We start from the raw sequence: 18,895 nt of genomic DNA on the forward strand, positions 1-18,895 counted from the left end.
CCACCTGGTCACCTCCATCATTCAGAGCAAGGGCGGAAACATGGGCCTTCTCATCCCCGGCTTCGACTACCGGCGCGTCCCCGTCGCCGACGGCGTGTCCCTGAACGCGGCCGTCGCGGGCTCGGGCAGCCCCCTCGTGCTGCTGCACGGCTTCCCGCAGACCCACCTGATGTGGCGGCATGTCGCCGCCGACCTCGCGGCCGACCACACCGTGATCTGTCCCGACCTGCGCGGCTACGGCGCCAGCGACAAACCGGCCGCCGACGCCCGCGCCGACGCCGACACCGATGCCGACAGCGCCGCCTACTCCAAGCGCACCATGGCCGCCGACATCGTCGCCCTGGCCCGCGCCCTCGGCCATGACCGCTTCGCCCTGGCCGGACATGACCGCGGTGCCCTGGTCGCCTTCCGGGCGGGCCTCGACCACCCCGCGGCGATCACCCATCTCGCCTGCCTGGACGTGCTGCCGACCCTCGACATGTGGGACGTGATGCGCGGCACCACCGCCGCGGTCGGCTTTCACCTCTATCTGATGGCCCAGCCCCCGGGGCTGCCCGAGCGGATGATCGCCGCCTGCTCCGACGACTTCTTCGGCCACTTCCTCGACCTGTGGGCAGGCGACCCGGGGGCCATCCCCGTCGAGGTCCGCACCGCCTATCTGGACGCCTGCCGCGCCGCGGTGCCCTCGATCGTGGCCGACTACCGCGCCTCCGCCGGTGTCGACGTCGACCACGACCGTGCCGACCGGGACGCCGGGCGCCGGCTGACGATGCCGCTCACCGTGCTCCAGCAGGACTGGGGCGCCGCCCTCGGCTATGACGCGGCGGAGGTGTGGCGCGCCTGGGCCGACGACCTGGAGCACCGCACCGTCGGCTACGGCCACTTCATGGCCGAGGAGGCACCCGCCGACATCGCCAAGGCGCTGCGGGCGCTCCTCTCCCGCTAGGAGTTGTCGTCTGCCTGAGAGGACTCGGCGGGGCCGCCCGGGGAACTCAAGGCGCTGGCCGACACCTTCGACCAGATGCTGGGTCGGCTGGAACAGCTGGTGACGGCCCTGCAGCGGTGCGCGGCGAACGCCGCGCACGAGCTGCGCACACCGCTGGCCGTCCAGCGGGCCGCCGCCGAGATCGGCCTGGCCGACGCCGACCCCGAACGCGTGGCGTGATCCGGGCTGATCTGCTTCCCGTAAGGGGTGTGGTCCCGACCGGCCTCGGCGCACGCGGTCACGCCGTCACGCCGTCCGGGCGTAATGCTCGGCGATCTCGTCGCTGGTCGTCACCCACACCCCGGGGTGGTTCACGACGTACTCCAGCGCCTGGTCCACGTATCGGTGCCGGAACGGCTGGTTGATCACGAACGGATGCAGCACCAGGGACATCACCCGGCCGCTGGTGGCCGCGTCGGCGTAGAGCTGGTCGAGCTGGTCCTTGACGATCCGGACGAAGTCCGGCCCGCTGAGGCTCTTGCCCACGAACATCTGGACGTCGTTGACCTCGATCGAATACGGCACGCTCAGCATGCCCGGCACGTTCAGCGGGTACGGCTGATCGTCGTTGGCCCAGTCCAGCACGTACCCCAGCCCCAGCTCGGCCAGGAGCTCCGGGGTCCGGAAGGTCTCGGTCAGCGCCGGTCCCAGCCAGCCGCGCGGCCTGCTGCCGGTGGCCTTCTCGATGGTGTCGATCACCTCGGTGAGGTAGGCGCGCTCCTCCTCGGGGGACATGTCCGCCTGGAGGATCGAGTTGTTCTTGCCGTGCGCCGCCCACACCCAGTTCCGCTCCCGGCCGGCCCGGACGATCTGGGGGTAGCGCGCGGCGACATCGGAGTTGAGCATCACGCTCGCCCGCACTTGGTGCCGGTCCAGGCTCTCGATCAGCCGCCAGATGCCCACCCGGGGGCCGTAGTCCCGCCACCCGTAGTTCAGCGGGTCGGGTGCCAGCGCCCTGGTGTCGGCGAAGATACTCGTCGAGGGGCGGTCGACCTGGTAGTGCTCGACGTTCAGTCCGAGGTAGAAGGCCACGCGGGCGCCGTCCGGCCAGTGGATCGGTGCGCGCTCGACGATGGGGCTGTAGTCGAAGAGCTGGTTGTCCATCAGAGCTCACCTCAGGTGTGCGGTGCGGCGGTTCGGTTCGCTTGATGGACATCGTGAAACCCTCACACCAGTGAGAAGGTCAAGCGGGGGCTTCGCATGAGGAGTGACCATGCGAGCTGAAAGACTGCGTAGGCCAACCCGCTGTGCTGTGAGTGCCACGTGTGACGTGTGCGCCAGCAGTGCCATGAGTGCCATGAGGAAGGACGTCATGACGCCGCCCATCGAGCTTCCGTCACCGCCGCCCGGCCCGGACGAGCGGCCGTGGAAGGACCGCGCCGGATTGCTCGAGGAGCGGGCGCGGGCGATGGGAGCGCTGGCGCGGTGGTACCTGGCGCCGCATCGGGCGCTGCTGCTGTGGCTGTCCACGCTCGTCTTCGCGCTGGGGTGGAGCCTCGCGGTCTCGGGGTTCCAGTTCCTGGTGAAGGGCGAGATCATCGAGCATGTGCTGGGCGTGATCTTCCTGGGTCTCGCCCTGGGCGCCACGGTCCCCTCCAGCCTCGGGGTGGCGTCCGGCATCCGGCGCGACGTCTTCGTGGGCGCGTGCCTGCGCGACTGGGCGGAGCTGGAGCGTGACCCCCAGACGCTGCCGCACTGGCGCGTCTCCGGCGGAGCGCTCCTGTGGCTGGGCCCGTCCATCGTGCTGACCTGCCTCGGGCTGGCGCTGGGCGGGTTCGCCGTCTTCGCGGACATCGGTACGGAGAGCTTCGGCACCGTCGCCGGTATCGGCATCGTCTTCGCGGTCGCCGGGGCGCTCGGCATGGCCAAGGCGATCGACTACTACCGCCTGGTCAGCCGCGAACTCCGCCCCGACACCGGCGTTCCGGATGGCTTTGGCCGGGATGCCTGCGCTCCGGACGCGCCCGGTCCCGGCTCCCCCTACGACGACGGCTTCTGTGACGAGGGCTTCTGCAGTGACTGAAAGCGGTGCCGCAGCTCCTCGTACCGCTCGTTCGGGCTCTCCCCGCGCTGCTTGGCCGCCTCCTCGATGCGGGTCAGCAGCTGCCTGATCCGCACGGCGTCCATATAGGCGTCGCGCTCCAGCTTCTTGTACGCGGCGGCGGCGGGCCCCTTGTGGTCGTCCGGGTCGACCGACTGCTTCAGGTGGCCGAGACGCTCGATCTGTTCCTCAAGGTAACTGAGCATTCCCTCAAGGTCTTTGATGAGATCCGACAGATCCTGGTCCGATACGGACAGTTTGTCATTACTCATGTTCCACCGTCTCTGCCATCCTCCCATCGGCCCAGTCGCGGGATGATCGTGCCATGACCGGGGCCGGAGTGGAGAGTCACCCGGAGTTTCTTACCGGAGGTCAGTCCGGCAGGACCGTGTCCGGGGGCAATTCGATGCAAAAGTCGGTGGCGAGAACGGCCAGCACCTCCTCGTTGTCGGCGAGTTGGCGCTCCTTACGGGTGCCGTCGGAGCCGGTCTCGACGAGGGTCCGCCCGGACAGGGAGAGATGGCGGGCCAGGGTGGCGCGCTGGACGTAGAGGCTGTGCTGGAAGGGCGAGCGCGGGCTGGTGGCGACGTACCAGTTGATCACCACGTAGTCGGACGGATGGCAGGGCTCCCGGGTGAAGGCGTACTGGTCCTGCCAGGAGCCGTCGAGGAACGCCTGGAACACCCACAGGTCCTCCAGCCCGCCGGGGTGCGGCTCGCGGATGTAGCGATGGCGCCGGGTGCCGTCGTCGAACTCGGTGCCGGCCACGAGCGGCACGGCCTCCAGGAGGCTGCCGATGCTGCCGAAGCCCACATCGGCCACGTAACGCCGCTCCTCGCCCGGAATCTCGACCAGCAGCAGCATGTGGGTGCGCGGACGCACCGCCCCGGGGGCCGCGCCGACCCGGACGCGGCCGGAGAGGCCGGTGACGCCGAAGCCGAGGGCGGTGAGGGCGGCGGTCAGCAGCGTGTTGTGCTCGTAGCAGTAACCGCCGCGCCGACTGCGGACCAGCTTGGCCTCGAGGTCGGGGAGGGCGAGGGAGGGGGCCGAGCCGAGGAGGGGTTCGAGGTTCTCGAACGGGATGGACATCAGGTGCGCCTGGTGCACCGCCCGCAGCGTCTCCACGGTGGGCGCGGGGCGCCGGTCGCCCGTCCAGTCGATACGGGCCAGATAGGCGTCAAGATCGAGGTTGGTGCGGGCCGGTTCCATGCTGCCGACCGTAGCGCCGCAGCCCCGGCACCGGCCTCCGCTCATGGTGGGGGCCGCATCTGGTCCCCTGGACGTAGGTCCTTTACGCCTCCGGCGCCGCCGCGAGGTGATCGAGTTCGCCCGCCTTGATGGACCGGAGCAGGGCTCCCAGCTTCACGGGGGTCGTGGCGAGGACGGTGCGGGGGTCGTCGCTCTCGCGGAGGGCGACGGTGGTGCCTATGAGGGCGAGTTCTATGCAGGAGTTTCCGTCCCCCGCGCTGGAATAGGAGGATTTCTGCCAGTTGACCTCGGTCATCTCCACGCCTTCATGTCTGTTGAGCGATGTCACGAATGAAATCACGTGACTCCTCCACGGAGAGGGCCGCCTCGGTGGTGCGGTCCAGGACTCCACGATGGTTGACGAGCTGGGACTGCGCGTCCAGGAAGACCGGGCCGTGGGCGGCGTCGAGTTGCGCGGTGTCCAGCTGGGGCACCGCCCCCAGGGCGTAGGTGACCGAGAGCCCGGGCACATGGAACCCTCCGGCCTCGAAGGTCAGCACGCGCACGGTGACGTTCTTCCGCTCGGAGGACTCCAGCAGGCTGTCCAGTTGCGCGCGCAGGACGAGGTCCGTTCCGAACCGCATGCGCAGCGCCGCCTCGTGGATGATGAAGGTGCACGACGGCGGGTCGTCCCGGTCCAGGATGTCGCGGCGCTTCATGCGGTGGGAGAGCCTGCGCCTCAGGTCCGTGGCGGACCACTGCGGGACGGTGGAGCCGAGCACCGCCCGCGCGTACTCCTCCGTCTGCAACAGGCCGGGCATATGCATGATTTCGAGCACGCGCAGGCTCGTGGCGTAGTACTCCAACTCGGCCAGATCGAGCCCGCCGGTGGCGATATGGCCCCGGTACTCCTCCCACCAGCCGCCCTTGCGCTCCCGGGTCATGGCGACGAGCGCCTCGACGTACGCGCTGTCCGGGCAGGCGTAGATGGCGGCGAGGGCCCGGACCCGCTCCTCGCTCACGCCGAAGCGCGCGAGCTCCAGGTTGGTGATGTGGGTGCGATTGATGCCCAGTCGGTCGGCGGCCTCCTGAATGCTGAGACCCGCGCCTTCGCGCATCCTCCTGAGTTCTGTACCGAGCCGGACTTGGCGCGCGGTCGGGACGCTTCTGGGTGGCATGGTCCTCCATAACCCTCAAGGAGTAATTGTCGGGGAAATTCAACGGGGCCGTAGCAGTTGTTTGCGCCGCTGCCCTACCGTAGGTGGCGTTGCCGCTACTGCGCGTTGATCGCCGTAACGGTACGCGCGCTGTCGGCCCCCTCACAGGGAGTTGCCCCATGGATTCCGATCACGAGTCCGACGACCGTCCCCCACGCCGCCCGCCCGTTCCCTCCAGGGACCCGTACGTCTACACCCTTCAGAGCAGCCGCCACGCGACGTCCCCCAAGGTCTGCCGGGATTTCGTGGCCTGCGTCCTGCACTCCGTGGGGCAGGAGGAACTGGTCGACACGGCGTCGCTGTGCACCTCGGAGCTGGCCACCAACGCGTTTCTGCACGCCGAGGGCGACCCCCTGATGCTGCGCGTGGTGATCGAGCCGCCCCGCTTCCGCGTCCTGGTCTACGACGCCTCCGCCGAACTCCCCACCGCCGCACGGCTCCCCGAGGGCGATCGTCTCCGCGGCCGCGGCCTCGGACTGGTGGCCGCCCTGGCCGACGCGTGGGGGACGGCGGAGGGGGACGCGGTCGGCACGTATGCGAAGGGGGTCTGGTTCGAGCTCGCGGGCAAGGAGGAGAAGGCCGAGGATCAGCCTCGGCCTTTCACGGGGTGACGGCTTGCCTCACCGCTTCGCCTTGGCGTCCATGAAAGTCAGCGGAAATGTCTCGCCGGACTCCGCGTAACGGTGGAACCGGCTCGCCCAGGATGGCTCCTGAAGGGCCCGGGCCTGGGCGCGTGGCAGGGCCATGTGCACATCGCGGGCGCCGTTCTGATCGGCCGGGGTCGGCGCTATGTGCACGGTCCAGGGAATGGGGATCGACGTGAAGTCGTACCAGAACGGGGTGCCCTGCCCGAAGTCGATGCGGTAGAAGGGGAGCTTCGACCAGTTGTTGATCGCGATGGTGCTGTCGAACGCGTCCAGACCCATGGTGTTCATGACGCGCTTGAAGCGTCCCGCATCGCGTTCGGCACAGAGAAACGCCGTTTCCTCGCGGATTCGCTCCTCCGTGTTCTCGGCATGGCCCGCGCGGACCGCCGCGGCGACCTCGCCGAGAGGGCGGGCGCGCAGTTCGGCCGCGGGCATTCCGGGCCGGGTGTTGGTGACGGCGTTGCCCCAGTAGTCATCCGGTATGGCGTCGCCGGCGAAGGAACGGAAGTCGGCGATGAGGCCGAGCCTTTCCTCGCTCGCGTCGGGCCGGTCACGCAATTCGCCGAGCACTTTCCACAGATGGGCGGTCAGCGCGTCATTGGTCGACACCCACCGCTCCGTGCCCGCGAGATCGGCCATCGCGGTGTCCTTCATGGTGGCGAGTTCGGCGGCCGTGAAACGGGTGGTCACCGTCGTCACATTGCCGAGGCTGCCCATCAGGGCGCGGCCGATGAAGGCGGACTTCTGGCCCCGCCCGATGATCGTGAGATGGGCACCGCCCATACGGGTGTCACCCGTGGCCGAGGCGCCGAGCGCGTCGATGACGCCGCGGTCGTGGCTGAGCTTGGGGTATCCGAGGCCCCGGTGCTCGCGCACCCAGCTCTCCAGGAAGCTCATATAGCTGGACCCGTCGGCCACGGCGTGATTCATCGTGAGGCCCAGGATGGAGCCCCCGCCCTTCATATGGGTGAGCTTCACCGTGAAAAGCGGCGTATCGCGGTCAACCACCCAGAAGGGCATGGCGTGGCTGAGATGGCGCTCCAGTCCCTTTTTCGCCGTATGGCGAGGCCCGTAGTCCGGCATGGGCTCGGATGCGTGTGCCTCGACGAAGCGCACACCGCCATCGTCGCAGAGCACACTGAGGCCGCCGTCGGGATCCCTCTTCATGCGGCCGGAAAGGATCGGGAAGGTGCGCAATGTCCGGCCGAGGGAGGCGCGGAGCGCCTCGCCATCGAGCGTCTCCCGGTAGAAAAAGGCACGCGGGGTATAGACCGGGCCGATGAGCATGTCGTAGACGCTGAGCCGTATGCGGTCACCGCTCGCCTCCCCGGCACGCACGGTGAACGTTCGCTTGGCGCCGCTCTCGGTGGCGGATGCCGTCATACTCACACGCTCTTTCGTCGGGACCGAACACGCTGTCGCGTCGACGCGTTGACCCTAACTCCCCGGTCCCGAACGGCCTCATGAAGTGGAACCGGGTTTAGGGAAATTCCGCACCTTCCGTTCGGCCTCGATCTATCTCGGCGGGCCGTGGCCGTGTTAGGCCGGGTGCCCCAGAAGCATCGTGGGGGAGCCCTTCGAGCGCGTCAGCACGATGGTGCAGGCGTTCCGGCCCTCGAGCCGGAGCTTCTTGCGGAGCTGCTCCGGCTCGACCGCCGAACCGCGCTTCTTGATGGTCGCGATGCCGACCTCCCGCTCCCGCAGCAGCGCCTTGAGCCGCTTCAGGTTGAACGGCAGCACATCCGTGATCTCGTACGCGGTGGCGAACGGCGTCGGGCGCAGCTCGTCCGTCGTGATGTAGGCGATCGTCGGGTCGATCAGCCTGCCGCCGACGCGGGCCGCGACATCGGCGACGAGATGGGCGCGGATGACGGCCCCGTCCGGCTCGTAGAGCCAGCGGCCGACCGGGCCGGGCTCGGGGGCGGGGAGGTGCGGGGTGCCGACGAGGGAGTGGGCGCTCGGCAGAAGGGTGGCGCGGCGCAGCCCGGGGCGGGCGGTGCCGAACCACAGGACGGCCTCCTTCACCTGGCCGTGGTCCGAGATCCACTCGGCCTCCGCGTCCTCGGGGACCGCCTCGTGCGGCACGCCGGGGGCGATCTTGAGGGCGGCGCGCGGGGTGGTGCGGGCGGCCTCGATGGCCCAGGAGAGGGGCGGGGAGTACGCCTCGGGGTCGAAGACGCGGCCCCGGCCGCCGCGCCGGGCCGGGTCGACGAAGACCGCGTCGAAGGACCGGGTGTCGATGTCGGTGACATCGGCGCAGCGGATCTCGATGAGCTCGGCCAGGCCGAGCGCCTGGGCGTTGGCGCGGGCGACGGCGCAGGTCAGCGGGTCGCGATCGACGGCGAGGACGGAGATCCCGGTGCGGGCGAGCGCGATCGCGTCGCCGCCGATGCCGCAGCACAGATCGGCCGTGCGGCGGACGCCGAACTCCGCGAGGCGGGCGGCGCGGTACGCGGCGACGGAGGTGCGGGTGGACTGCTCCACGCCGTTCGGCGTGAAGTACATGCGGTGCGCGTCCTCGGAGCCGAATTTGGCCACCGCGCGCTGCCGCAGCGTGGCCTGGGTCAGGGCCGCCGAGACCAGCGCCGGGGGATGGTCCCGGCGCAGCCGCGTCGCGGTGGCGAGCTCCTTCGCCGGGTCGTAGTCGCGGAGTCCGGAGAGCAGCGCCTGCCCCTCGTCGCCGAGCAGTGAGTCGAAGGCGTCAACGTCCACATGGCCCATTCTCCCCGCTCCCAGGGGGGCATTCGCACCCCGCTCGGCGCGCGGGTCCGCGCCGCGGAGCTGAAGATCACTTCTGTGATGATGATCAAAGCTGGTCTTTCGAGGTTTCTGGTCCTCACCGCGGCGGTCGCGCTCACCGGCTGTGGGGCGCTCGGTTCGCCGAGGCCGCACAGCGGGGCGGGGAAGGCGGCCGATCCGCCGTCGTCGGCCTCCGCCGCCCCGCACGCCCCGTCCGGGACATCCGGCGCGCCGACGTCCGGGAGCGGGCACGAGGACGGCTCGCCGCCCTCGGCCCCGGCGGCGTTCCCCGGTGCGTACCGCCGCTGGGGGCTCGACCGGCCGCTGGCCCCGCCGCCGCGCCCGCCCGCCGTCAAGCCGCCGCCCGCGGCGATCTGGCCGCCGACACCCGGGCTGCCGACGGTCATCCGCCGGGTGGCCACCACCGATCGGGTGGTTTTCCTCACGCTCGACGACGGGATCGAGAAGGACCCGGCCTTCGTCGACCAGGCGCGGGACCTCGGCCTGCCGTTCACGCAGTTCCTGGAGGACGAGGTGATCGGCGACCACTACGACTACTTCGGCCGACTGCGTGAACTCGGCAACCGGATCGGCAACCACACCCTCACCCACCCCAAGCTCGCGGGCCAGGACTATGACACCCAGCTCCACGAGATCTGCGGCCAGCAGGACGTCCTCCACCGCAGCCTCGGCCTCGAACCCCGCCTCTTCCGCCCGCCCTACGGGGAGTACGACAGGACCACGCTGCGGGCGGCGGCGGAGTGCGGACTGCGGAAGGTGGTGCTGTGGCGCGCCGAGATGGAGCCCGATGGGCTGGCGTACCGCTCGGGCGACGGGCTCCGGCCCGGGGACATCATCCTCGCCCACTTCCGCGGCCCGGACCTGTCGAAGGGCGCGACGATGACCGACATGATCACTTCTCTGCTGCGGGAGATCCAGGCGCAGGGGTTCACGGTGGCCCGGTTGGAGGACTACATCTGACGGCGCCGCGCTCCGGTCCCGGAGGCGTCGGGGACCCGGCCGGGCCGGGAGGCGCCGCGGGCCGGAGCGCGACGTTCTCGTGGCGGACACAGGGCCGGGAGGGGGCGCCGACGAGGTGCCGCACAGCGGTCCGCCACCACGTCGCTTGGCACTCTAGTTGACTGAGTGCTAACCGCGTCATAATGTCGAGGCTGGCACTCGGGACCGATGAGTGCCAAGGGATACAGCGACGGGCAGGTCCGGCACCCGCGACGACGGATCCACCTGGTCGCCACCTCAGACAGTTGACCCCGTGAGATCTCCGAAGGGGGAGGTCGGATCGTGACGACCACCAGCTCCAAGGTTGCCATCAAGCCGCTCGAGGACCGCATTGTGGTCCAGCCGCTCGACGCCGAGCAGACCACGGCCTCAGGCCTGGTCATTCCGGACACCGCCAAGGAAAAGCCCCAGGAGGGCGTCGTCCTGGCCGTGGGCCCGGGCCGCTTCGAGGACGGCAAGCGCCTTCCGCTCGACGTCTCCGTCGGTGACGTCGTGCTCTACAGCAAGTACGGCGGTACCGAGGTGAAGTACAGCGGCGAGGAGTACCTCGTCCTCTCGGCTCGCGACGTCCTCGCGATCGTCGAGAAGTAATCACCGAAGTTTTGCCTATGAGCCGTGCCCCGGTGCCCGCGTCTGAAACCGGGGTCGGGGCGCGGTTCGTTTGAGAGGACATACGCAACTCATGGCGAAGATCCTGAAGTTCGACGAGGACGCCCGTCGCGCCCTCGAACGCGGCGTCAACAAGCTTGCGGACACCGTCAAGGTGACGATCGGCCCCCGTGGTCGCAACGTCGTCATCGACAAGAAGTTCGGTGCTCCGACCATCACCAACGACGGTGTCACGATCGCCCGCGAGGTCGAAATCGAGGACCCGTACGAGAACCTGGGCGCCCAGCTCGTCAAGGAGGTGGCGACCAAGACCAACGACATCGCGGGTGACGGCACCACCACCGCGACCGTGCTGGCCCAGGCCCTGGTCCGCGAGGGCCTGAAGAACGTGGCCGCGGGCGCCTCCCCGGCCGCCCTCAAGAAGGGCATCGACGCGGCGGTCAAGGCCGTCTCGGACGACCTGCTGGCCACCGCCCGCCCGATCGACGAGAAGTCCGACATCGCCGCCGTGGCCGCGCTGTCCGCGCAGGACAAGCAGGTCGGCGAGCTGATCGCCGAGGCGATGGACAAGGTCGGCAAGGACGGTGTCATCACCGTCGAGGAGTCCAACACCTTCGGTCTGGAGCTCGACTTCACCGAGGGCATGGCCTTCGACAAGGGCTACCTCTCGCCGTACATGGTCACCGACCAGGAGCGGATGGAGGCCGTCCTCGAGGACCCGTACATCCTGATCCACCAGGGCAAGATCGCCTCGATCCAGGACCTGCTGCCGCTCCTGGAGAAGATCATCCAGGCCAACGCCAGCAAGCCGCTGCTGATCATCGCCGAGGACGTGGAGGGCGAGGCCCTCTCGACCCTCGTCGTCAACAAGATCCGCGGCACCTTCAACGCCGTCGCGGTGAAGGCCCCGGGCTTCGGTGACCGCCGTAAGGCCATGCTCGGCGACATCGCCACCCTTACGGGCGGCACCGTCATCGCCGAAGAGGTCGGCCTCAAGCTGGACCAGGTCGGTCTGGACGTGCTGGGCACCGCCCGCCGCGTGACCGTCACCAAGGACGACACCACGATCGTCGACGGTGGCGGCAAGAGCGACGAGGTCACCGGCCGCGTCAACCAGATCAAGGCCGAGATCGAGGCCACGGACTCCGACTGGGACCGCGAGAAGCTGCAGGAGCGGCTCGCGAAGCTGGCCGGCGGCGTGTGCGTGATCCGCGTGGGCGCGGCCACCGAGGTCGAGCTCAAGGAGAAGAAGCACCGTCTGGAGGACGCCATCTCCGCGACCCGCGCCGCGGTCGAGGAGGGCATCGTCTCCGGTGGTGGCTCCGCGCTGGTCCACGCCGCGAAGGTGCTGGAGAACAGCCTGGGCCTGGAGGGCGACGAGGCCACCGGTGTCGCGGTGGTCCGCCGTGCCGCGGTCGAGCCGCTGCGCTGGATCGCCGAGAACGCCGGTCTCGAGGGCTACGTCATCACCTCGAAGGTCGCCGAGCTCGAGAAGGGCCACGGCTACAACGCGGCCACCGAGGAGTACGGCGACCTGGTGAAGGCCGGCGTCATCGACCCGGTCAAGGTCACCCGCTCCGCGCTGGAGAACGCGGCGTCGATCGCCTCGCTGCTGCTCACCACCGAGACGCTGGTGGTCGAGAAGCCGGCCGAGGAAGAGGCTGAGGCCGGGGGCCACGGCCACGGTCACGCGCACTGACGCCCCGGCGTTTTGCACGCAGCTGCTTGCTGTGCGAAGGCGCGGCCGCCCTGGGGGCGGCCGCGCCTTCGTTGTGCGAATTCAGCCCCTCCGGCGTTTGAGGAGCGGGGTCCGGGGCGGACCCCCGGCGGGGGCGAGGGGGCGGAGCCTCCCCACGCGGCGGAGCCGCATATTGATGCTGCGGGAAGGGGCGGGGTGGGGGCTGTCCGCCGGAGGCGCCCACGGCCCGCACTCGGTATTGGCCCCCGGGGGCCCGGGCTACGCCTTCGCCGGCGGGCGCCCGACCTTGGAGGAGAGGGTGGAGAGGGCCGAGCGTGGGGCCAGCTTGGCCAGGCTTGACATCGCCTTGTAGCGCGGGTCCGGGATGGACAGGGACTTGCCCCGGGCGAAATCCTTCAGGGCCGCCGTGACCAGCCGGTCCGCGTCCAGCCACATCCAGCTCGGGACGCTGTCCTGCTTGATTCCCGCTCGCGCGTGGAACTCCGTACGGACGAACCCCGGGCACAGCGCCATCAGCCGTACGCCCGCGCCCGCCAGGTCCTTGGCCGCGCCCTGGGTGAACTGCACGACCCACGCCTTGCTCGCCCCGTACGTTCCGCGCGGGAAGAAGGCCGCGACCGACGCCACGTTGATCACCCCGCCGCGGCCGCGGCCGCGCATGGTTTCGGCGCCCGCGCTGGTCAGCCGTAGCACCGCCTCGCAGTGCAGCTTCAGCATCCGCAGCTCATCGGTGATCGGCACCTCCAGATAGCGGTCGCGGTTGCCGAAACCGGCGTTGTTGACGAGCAGATCGACCGGGTGGGTGCGGTCCCTGAGCCGCGTTTCGACCGCGGCGATTCCGTCATCCTCGGACAGGTCCGCCACCAGCACGTCGGCCTCCACGCCGTGCCGGTCGTGCAGATCCGCCGCCTGCTCCCGCAGCCGCTTCTCGTCGCGTGCGACGAGCACCAGATTGTGCCCGTCGGCGGCGAGCCGGCCCGCGAAGGCGGCCCCGATGCCCGCGGTGGTTCCGGTAATCAATGCAGTCGTCATACGCGCACGTTATCGGCCACGGCAGGCCCCGGTGGACCGCCGAGCGGGACCGCGAGCGATCTGGGTCGGAATGAGCACTTCCGTCAGCTGGACCGGTACTTGAGGGCGGCCTCCCGCGCCTCCGGATGCAGTGCGTCGCCCGCCGCCAGCACCCTCGGCAGCAGTTCCCGCTCCGTGGTCTCGGCGCGGAAGAGGAAGGCGACCGTCACCTCGTGGTCGGGCCGGTGCACGATCTCGACGGGGTCGCCCGAGCGGATCTCGCCGGGTTCGAGCACCCGCAGATACGCCCCCGGGACGGCGGCCTGGGTGAACCGCTTGACCCATCCCCGCTCGCCCAGCCACCCCGCGAACGTGCGGCACGGGATGCGCGGCGAGGTCACCTCCAGCAGCAGCTCGTTCCCCACCCGCCAGCGCTCGCCGATGAGGGCGCCGCTGACGTCGATGCCGCTGGTGGTGAGGTTCTCGCCGAAGACGCCGTTGGCCAGCTCGCGGCCCAGCTCCTGTTCCCAGACGTCGAGGTCCTCCCGGGCGTAGGCGTAGACGGCCTGGTCGTCGCCGCCGTGGTGGCGGGTGTCGCAGACCGTGTCACCGGACAGACCGCTGGTGCCCTGGCCCTTCGGCCCCGGGGCCGAGACCCGCACCGGGCGCTCGACGGGACGCTTGTCGATACCGGTGCCGCCGGGACAGTCGGTGTAGTCGGCAGGCGTCGCGCGGCCCAGGTTCACGGTGAGTATCGCGGGGGGACGTGGCGTATGCAGCATGACCGCACCGTAAGGCAGTGCGGTCAAAGCGTCGACGTAGTATCCCGGCCCATCCCCAAGGGTCGCTTATGCTCGGAGGCATGATCGAGGCTCGCCATCTCAGGGTGCTGCGCGCGGTGGCCGCCACCGGCTCCTTCTCCGCCGCCGCCCGTGAGCTGGGCTGCACCCAGCCCGCCGTCAGCCAGCAGATGAAGGCCCTGGAGGGCGCCGCGGGCACCCCGTTGCTGATCCGCAGCGGGCGGGAGATGCGGCTGACCGAGGCGGGCCGGGCGCTGGTGCGGCATGCCACCGGGATCCTGGCCGGGCTGACCGCCGCCGAGGAGGAGGTCGCGGCGATCGCCGGGCTGCGGGCGGGCCGGGTGCGGCTGGTGTCCTTCCCCAGCGGCAGTTCGACCCTGGTGCCCATGGCGCTCGCCGAGCTGCGTGCGGCGCATCCGGGGACGCGGGTCTCGCTCGTGGAGGCCGAGCCGCCGGGCTCGGTGGAGATGCTGCGTTCGGGCGACTGCGAGATCGCGCTGGCCTTCCGCTATCCGCAGATGAGCGAGGAGGCTTCAGGCGAGTGGGACGACCTGGTCCTGCGGCCGCTGCTGAACGACCGGCTGGTGGGCGTGGTGCCGGAGGGGCACAAGCTCGCGGGCGCCGGGGCGGTGGGGATCGCCGAGCTGGCCGGGGAGCCGTGGATCGCGGGCTGCCCGCGCTGCCGGGGGCATCTGGTGGAGGTGTGCGAGTCCGAGGGGTTCACGCCGCGGATCGACTTCGCCACGGACGACTATCCGACGGTCATCGGCCTGGTCGGGGCCGGGCTGGGGGTCGCGGTCCTGCCCGAGCTGGCGCTGGAGTCCGTACGGACCAAGGGCGCCACGACGCTGGACGTGGAACCGGCGGTGCGCCGGGAAGTGGTGGCGCTGACGCTGCCCGATCTCGCCCGCGTCCCGGCGGTGGCGGCGACGCTGGACCGGCTGGAGCAGGCGGCCCGCAGGTGAGTGTTGCGCCCCATCGCAGATGGTGGGGATAGAAGGAACGTTTCTTCGATTGGCTGCGACCGGGCTCCGATCAGGATTGGGGGGCCCCGGTGCCGGCGACCGCGCGGTGGCGTGCCCGCCCCATGAGCTCCTCGCGCTCGTCCTCGGTCAGCCCGCCCCACACGCCGTAAGGCTCGCGTACGGCGAGGGCGTGCGCGGCGCACTGTGCTCGTACCGGGCAGCGCATGCACACCTCTTTCGCCGACATTTCGCGTGCGCTGCGGGCAGCGCCGCGCTCCCCCTCCGGGTGGAAGAAGAGCGAGCTGTCGACCCCGCGACACGCGGCCAGGAGCTGCCAGTCCCACAGGTCGGCATTCGGGCCGGGAAGACGGGAGAAATCTGCCATTGCCTTATCTCCTCGATGCGATCGGCTGCGGACGCTGCGTCCTGGGTCGTACACCTACGGTGTAAGTAGATGTAAATATGACTCATTGCGAATCTAGCCACATAGACCGGCAAATTGGAAGCAAGGTCGCCAAATGCCACCGAAGGGACTGCCTCGGGGGCTGCCCTATGGGGGAGACGCGAAGGGCGCGACCTGTGCGACGAAGCTGCTCCGTGTCCAAGCCCTCACGTAGAGTGTCGAAGGTGGCCGCCGAACCCCGTAACTCTTTCGGGTGACCGTCGTTGAGAGTGCGGAGGCGGTTGATGGGTAAAGCTCTCGGACAGGTATCCGGGGCTGTCAATCGCTCAGGTGACGATATGTACCAGCCTGGAGGCTCAAGGTGACGCGCATCAGCTGCGGAGGACGGCCATGACATCCGTCCTCGTCTGCGACGACTCCCCGCTTGCCCGAGAGGCGCTGCGCCGTGCGGTGGCGACCGTGCCCGGCGTCGAGCGTGTGACGACGGCGGCCAACGGCGAGGAAGTCCTCCGCCGCTGGGGCGCCGACCGCTCGGATCTGATTCTGATGGACGTACGGATGCCCGGTCTCGGCGGTGTCGAGACCGTGCGGCGGCTGCTCTCCGCCGACCCGGGCGCCCGGATCATCATGCTCACGGTCGCCGAGGACCTCGACGGCGTCGCGCTGGCCGTGGCCGCCGGCGCCCGTGGCTATCTGCACAAGGACGCCTCGCGCGCCGAGCTGCGCGCCACCGTGACACAGGCGCTCGCCGACCCCACCTGGCGGCTGGCCCCGCGTCGGCTGCGCTCGGCCGAGATGGGCGCCGCGCCCACCCTCACCGCGCGCGAGATCCAGGTGCTCGAGGGCATGAGCCACGGCCGCTCCAATGCGGAGATCGGCCGTGAGCTGTTCCTGTCCGAGGACACGGTCAAGACGCACGCACGCCGGCTGTTCAAGAAGCTCGGCGCGTCCGACCGGGCCCATGCGGTGGCCCTAGGGTTCCGCTGGGGTCTGGTCCGCTGACTCGGCCACGACCGTTCTGACGTGCTGCGCAGCGGGGGCGCTACGGTCCCCGCCCGCCGGGTGGCGGGCGGGGCGAGAGCGTGCGCGGCGGGCCCTGTCGCGGTGGCCTGTGTCAGTTCCCCGCGCTATGCCGCATCCTTGAAGGTGTGGAGTTCCTCGGGGACGAGTCGGTCGGGCGTGAGGGGAGAGCGCAGGACGTGACGACAGCCGGCGCACCTGCTCATAACGCTTCAGCGCACAACTACGGACGCGGTGCCACGGAGCCACCGGGCCCGAGGCACCATGGATGGATGCCGCGCGACGACGAGAACCCAGGAGCCGCCAAGGGCGCTCCCGGGGGCACGGGGCCGATCGGCTCCCTCGTCGGGCGCGCCGCCGAAGGGGACGAGCAGGCCACGCATGACCTGCTGGCCCTGGTCCACCCGCTGGCCCTGCGGTACTGCCGCACGAGGCTGTCCCGACTTCCGGGTGATGCCCGCCACTTCGTGGACGACCTGGCGCAGGAGGTGTGTCTCGCGGTGCTGTGCGCGCTGCCGCGCTACCGCGACACCGGAAAGCCCTTCGAGGCGTTCGTCGTGGCCATCGCCTCCCACAAGGTCGCCGATCTGCAGCGGGCTGCCATGCGCCACCCGGGCTCCACGGCCTTCCCCTCGGACGAGATGCCGGAGCAGCCGGACGATTCGCTGGGGCCCGAGGAGCGGGCGCTGCTCAGCAGCGACGCGGAATGGGCCAAGAAGCTCCTGGCCAACCTTCCGGAGAACCAGCGCGAGCTGGTCCTGCTGAGGGTCGCGGTCGGGCTGACGGCGGAGGAGACCGGGCAGATGCTCGGCATGTCCCCCGGAGCGGTGCGGGTCGCCCAGCACCGGGCCCTGAGCAGACTGCGGGCGCTCGCCGAGCAGTGAGCCGAGGGCCTGCCGGTCCCGCTCGTTACCTCGTTGTGCCTTCCGTATTCAGCAGCTCACTGAGAAGTTATCCACAGGGCGGAATGAGGCACTCGGGGAGCCCGTTAGCATGGGAGTCCGCGCTGGGGCAAGACCATTTGGAAGGGTGTCATGACTGACAACGTCGACGGAGTGCCTGAGAAGTTCGCCATGCTCGGGCTGACGTACGACGACGTGCTGCTGCTGCCGGGCGCCTCCGAGGTGCTGCCGAACGCGGTCGACACCTCGTCCAGGGTCTCTCGGAATGTCCGGGTGAATGTGCCCCTGCTGTCCGCCGCCATGGACAAGGTCACCGAGTCCCGGATGGCCATCGCCATGGCCCGGCAGGGCGGGGTGGGCGTGCTCCACCGCAATCTGTCCATCGAGGACCAGGCCAACCAGGTCGACCTCGTCAAGCGCTCAGAGTCCGGCATGGTCACCGACCCGATCACGGTCCGGCCGGACGCCACGCTGCACGAGGCGGACGCGCTGTGCGCGAAGTTCCGCATCAGCGGTGTGCCGGTCACGGACGCGGTGGGCAAGCTGCTCGGCATCGTCACCAACCGTGACATGGCCTTCGAGGTCGACCGGGGCCGCCAGGTCCGCGAGGTCATGACCCCGATGCCGCTGGTCACCGGCAAGGTGGGGATCTCCGGCGAGGACGCGATGCAGCTGCTGCGCCGCCACAAGATCGAGAAGCTGCCGCTGGTCGATGACGCGGGTGTGCTCAAGGGCCTGATCACGGTCAAGGACTTCGTGAAGGCCGAGAAGTATCCCCACGCGGCGAAGGACGCGGGCGGCCGGCTGGTCGTGGGTGCCGCCGTCGGCGTCGGCGACGAGGCGTACGAGCGGGCGCAGGCGCTGGTCGAGGCCGGCGCCGACTTCCTGGTCGTGGATAGCGCGCACGGCCACAGCCGGGGCATCCTCGACATGATCGCCAAGGTCAAGTCCAATATCTCGGTCGATGTGGTGGGCGGCAATGTCGCCACCCGGGACGGCGCCCAGGCGCTGATCGATGCGGGGGTGGACGGGGTGAAGGTCGGCGTCGGCCCGGGCTCCATCTGCACCACGCGCGTGGTCGCGGGCATCGGTGTGCCGCAGGTGACGGCGATCTACGAGGCGGCGCGGGCCTGCCACGCGGCCGGGGTGCCGCTGATCGGCGACGGCGGTCTGCAGTACTCGGGCGATATCGCCAAGGCAATCGCCGCCGGTGCGGACACGGTGATGCTGGGCAGCCTGCTGGCCGGCTGCGAGGAGTCGCCGGGCGAGATGGTCTTCATCAGCGGCAAGCAGTTCAAGTCCTACCGGGGCATGGGTTCGCTGGGCGCGATGCAGACGCGCGGCCAGGCCCGCTCGTTCTCCAAGGACCGCTACTTCCAGGACAATGTGCTCTCCGAGGACAAGCTGGTCCCCGAGGGCATCGAGGGCCAGGTGCCCTACCGTGGTCCGCTGGCCTCGGTCGCGCACCAGCTGGTGGGCGGTCTGCGGGCGTCGATGGGCTATGTCGGCTCGGCCAATGTGGCGGAGCTGAAGGAGAAGGGCCGCTTCGTGCGGATCACCTCGGCGGGTCTCAAGGAGAGCCACCCGCACGACATCCAGATGACCACCGAGGCGCCGAACTACTCCGGCCGTTGACCCGCGCCGTTCAC

At 70.0% G+C, this 18,895-nt stretch carries 20 protein-coding genes and 1 pseudogene; 11 read left to right on the forward strand and 10 right to left on the reverse strand.

What is annotated here, in order from left to right; all coding sequences use genetic code 11:
• Window positions 1-40: 40 nt before the first annotated feature.
• Window positions 41-946, forward strand: a complete 906-nt coding sequence (locus AS97_RS26910) for an alpha/beta hydrolase (RefSeq protein ID WP_125758280.1) — start codon at window positions 41-43, stop codon at window positions 944-946.
• 27 nt (window positions 947-973) lie between these two features.
• Window positions 974-1,162, forward strand: a pseudogene (locus tag AS97_RS26915) (histidine kinase dimerization/phospho-acceptor domain-containing protein); the annotation flags it as partial.
• A 69-nt stretch (window positions 1,163-1,231) separates the two neighbouring features.
• Here AS97_RS26915 and AS97_RS26920 read toward each other — a convergent pair.
• The gene (locus AS97_RS26920) at window positions 1,232-2,089 is read right to left on the reverse strand and encodes a polysaccharide deacetylase family protein (protein ID WP_210565796.1); all 858 of its coding nucleotides are present in this window, start codon (window positions 2,087-2,089) and stop codon (window positions 1,232-1,234) included.
• A gap of 208 nt (window positions 2,090-2,297) precedes the next feature.
• Between AS97_RS26920 and AS97_RS26925 the strand changes: the two genes are divergently transcribed.
• Window positions 2,298-3,008: a hypothetical protein gene (locus AS97_RS26925; RefSeq protein WP_059148929.1), complete on the forward strand. Its 711-nt coding sequence runs from the start codon at window positions 2,298-2,300 to the stop codon at window positions 3,006-3,008.
• On the opposite strand, the gene AS97_RS26930 is transcribed toward AS97_RS26925, so the two are convergent.
• The 4 genes from AS97_RS26930 to AS97_RS26945 all read right to left on the reverse strand — a co-directional run bounded on the left by AS97_RS26930 (window position 2,966) and on the right by AS97_RS26945 (window position 5,392).
• Window positions 2,966-3,298 carry a hypothetical protein gene (locus AS97_RS26930; RefSeq protein ID WP_059148928.1) on the reverse strand — a complete coding sequence of 111 codons (333 nt, stop codon included), beginning with the start codon at window positions 3,296-3,298 and terminating at the stop codon, window positions 2,966-2,968. The genes AS97_RS26925 and AS97_RS26930 overlap by 43 nt on opposite strands.
• 100 nt (window positions 3,299-3,398) lie before the next feature.
• Entirely contained in the window at window positions 3,399-4,235 is an 837-nt protein-coding gene (locus AS97_RS26935; RefSeq protein WP_210565797.1) for an arylamine N-acetyltransferase, read from the reverse strand.
• A gap of 82 nt (window positions 4,236-4,317) precedes the next feature.
• Complete coding sequence (locus AS97_RS26940; protein ID WP_125761931.1) at window positions 4,318-4,530, reverse strand: DUF397 domain-containing protein; 213 nt, start codon at window positions 4,528-4,530, stop codon at window positions 4,318-4,320.
• Window positions 4,531-4,540: 10 nt separating this feature from the next.
• Window positions 4,541-5,392, reverse strand: coding sequence for a helix-turn-helix transcriptional regulator (locus tag AS97_RS26945; RefSeq protein ID WP_059148925.1), 852 nt, complete (start codon window positions 5,390-5,392; stop codon window positions 4,541-4,543).
• A 158-nt stretch (window positions 5,393-5,550) separates the two neighbouring features.
• Here AS97_RS26945 and AS97_RS26950 point away from each other — a divergent pair, with 158 nt between their 5' ends.
• A complete protein-coding gene (locus tag AS97_RS26950; RefSeq protein WP_086710253.1) occupies window positions 5,551-6,042 on the forward strand; it encodes an ATP-binding protein in 492 nt (163 codons plus the stop codon).
• Window positions 6,043-6,051: 9 nt separating this feature from the next.
• Here the strand turns inward: AS97_RS26950 and AS97_RS26955 are convergent, their stop codons facing one another.
• The gene (locus AS97_RS26955) at window positions 6,052-7,461 is read right to left on the reverse strand and encodes an acyltransferase (protein ID WP_059148923.1); all 1,410 of its coding nucleotides are present in this window, start codon (window positions 7,459-7,461) and stop codon (window positions 6,052-6,054) included.
• 156 nt (window positions 7,462-7,617) lie between these two features.
• On the reverse strand, window positions 7,618-8,799 hold the full coding sequence (locus AS97_RS26960) for a class I SAM-dependent methyltransferase (protein WP_086710254.1): 1,182 nt from the start codon (window positions 8,797-8,799) through the stop codon (window positions 7,618-7,620).
• Here AS97_RS26960 and AS97_RS26965 point away from each other — a divergent pair.
• From AS97_RS26965 to groL, 3 genes are all read left to right on the forward strand, one after another.
• Complete coding sequence (locus tag AS97_RS26965; RefSeq protein WP_247204497.1) at window positions 8,791-9,798, forward strand: polysaccharide deacetylase family protein; 1,008 nt, start codon at window positions 8,791-8,793, stop codon at window positions 9,796-9,798. The genes AS97_RS26960 and AS97_RS26965 overlap by 9 nt on opposite strands.
• A 321-nt stretch (window positions 9,799-10,119) precedes the next feature.
• Window positions 10,120-10,428: a co-chaperone GroES gene (gene groES, locus AS97_RS26970; RefSeq protein ID WP_014054228.1), complete on the forward strand. Its 309-nt coding sequence runs from the start codon at window positions 10,120-10,122 to the stop codon at window positions 10,426-10,428.
• Window positions 10,429-10,519: 91 nt separating this feature from the next.
• The gene (gene groL / locus AS97_RS26975) at window positions 10,520-12,145 is read left to right on the forward strand and encodes a chaperonin GroEL (RefSeq protein WP_059148920.1); all 1,626 of its coding nucleotides are present in this window, start codon (window positions 10,520-10,522) and stop codon (window positions 12,143-12,145) included.
• Between the two features lie 258 nt (window positions 12,146-12,403).
• Here groL and AS97_RS26980 read toward each other — a convergent pair whose 3' ends face one another.
• Window positions 12,404-13,177: an SDR family oxidoreductase gene (locus tag AS97_RS26980; protein WP_059148919.1), complete on the reverse strand. Its 774-nt coding sequence runs from the start codon at window positions 13,175-13,177 to the stop codon at window positions 12,404-12,406.
• Window positions 13,178-13,260: 83 nt separating this feature from the next.
• Window positions 13,261-13,938 (reverse strand): MOSC domain-containing protein, encoded by a 678-nt coding sequence (locus tag AS97_RS26985; protein WP_210565798.1) that lies wholly within the window; start codon window positions 13,936-13,938, stop codon window positions 13,261-13,263.
• A gap of 80 nt (window positions 13,939-14,018) precedes the next feature.
• Between AS97_RS26985 and AS97_RS26990 the strand changes: the two genes are divergently transcribed.
• Window positions 14,019-14,921: a LysR family transcriptional regulator gene (locus tag AS97_RS26990; RefSeq protein WP_086706651.1), complete on the forward strand. Its 903-nt coding sequence runs from the start codon at window positions 14,019-14,021 to the stop codon at window positions 14,919-14,921.
• A gap of 70 nt (window positions 14,922-14,991) precedes the next feature.
• Here the strand turns inward: AS97_RS26990 and AS97_RS26995 are convergent, their stop codons facing one another.
• Window positions 14,992-15,306 carry a WhiB family transcriptional regulator gene (locus tag AS97_RS26995; RefSeq protein ID WP_210565799.1) on the reverse strand — a complete coding sequence of 105 codons (315 nt, stop codon included), beginning with the start codon at window positions 15,304-15,306 and terminating at the stop codon, window positions 14,992-14,994.
• A 408-nt stretch (window positions 15,307-15,714) separates the two neighbouring features.
• Here AS97_RS26995 and AS97_RS27000 point away from each other — a divergent pair, with 408 nt between their 5' ends.
• The 3 genes from AS97_RS27000 to guaB all read left to right on the forward strand — a co-directional run bounded on the left by AS97_RS27000 (window position 15,715) and on the right by guaB (window position 18,881).
• Window positions 15,715-16,326 (forward strand): response regulator transcription factor, encoded by a 612-nt coding sequence (locus tag AS97_RS27000; protein ID WP_003948568.1) that lies wholly within the window; start codon window positions 15,715-15,717, stop codon window positions 16,324-16,326.
• A gap of 290 nt (window positions 16,327-16,616) precedes the next feature.
• Window positions 16,617-17,228: a sigma-70 family RNA polymerase sigma factor gene (locus tag AS97_RS27005; protein WP_059148917.1), complete on the forward strand. Its 612-nt coding sequence runs from the start codon at window positions 16,617-16,619 to the stop codon at window positions 17,226-17,228.
• Window positions 17,229-17,378: 150 nt separating this feature from the next.
• Window positions 17,379-18,881, forward strand: a complete 1,503-nt coding sequence (gene guaB / locus AS97_RS27010; RefSeq protein ID WP_014054235.1) for an IMP dehydrogenase — start codon at window positions 17,379-17,381, stop codon at window positions 18,879-18,881.
• Window positions 18,882-18,895 lie beyond the last annotated feature (14 nt).

The sequence above is a fragment of the Streptomyces sp. AgN23 genome (assembly GCF_001598115.1).
In the GTDB taxonomy this organism is placed as follows: Bacteria; Actinomycetota; Actinomycetes; order Streptomycetales; family Streptomycetaceae; genus Streptomyces; species Streptomyces antimycoticus.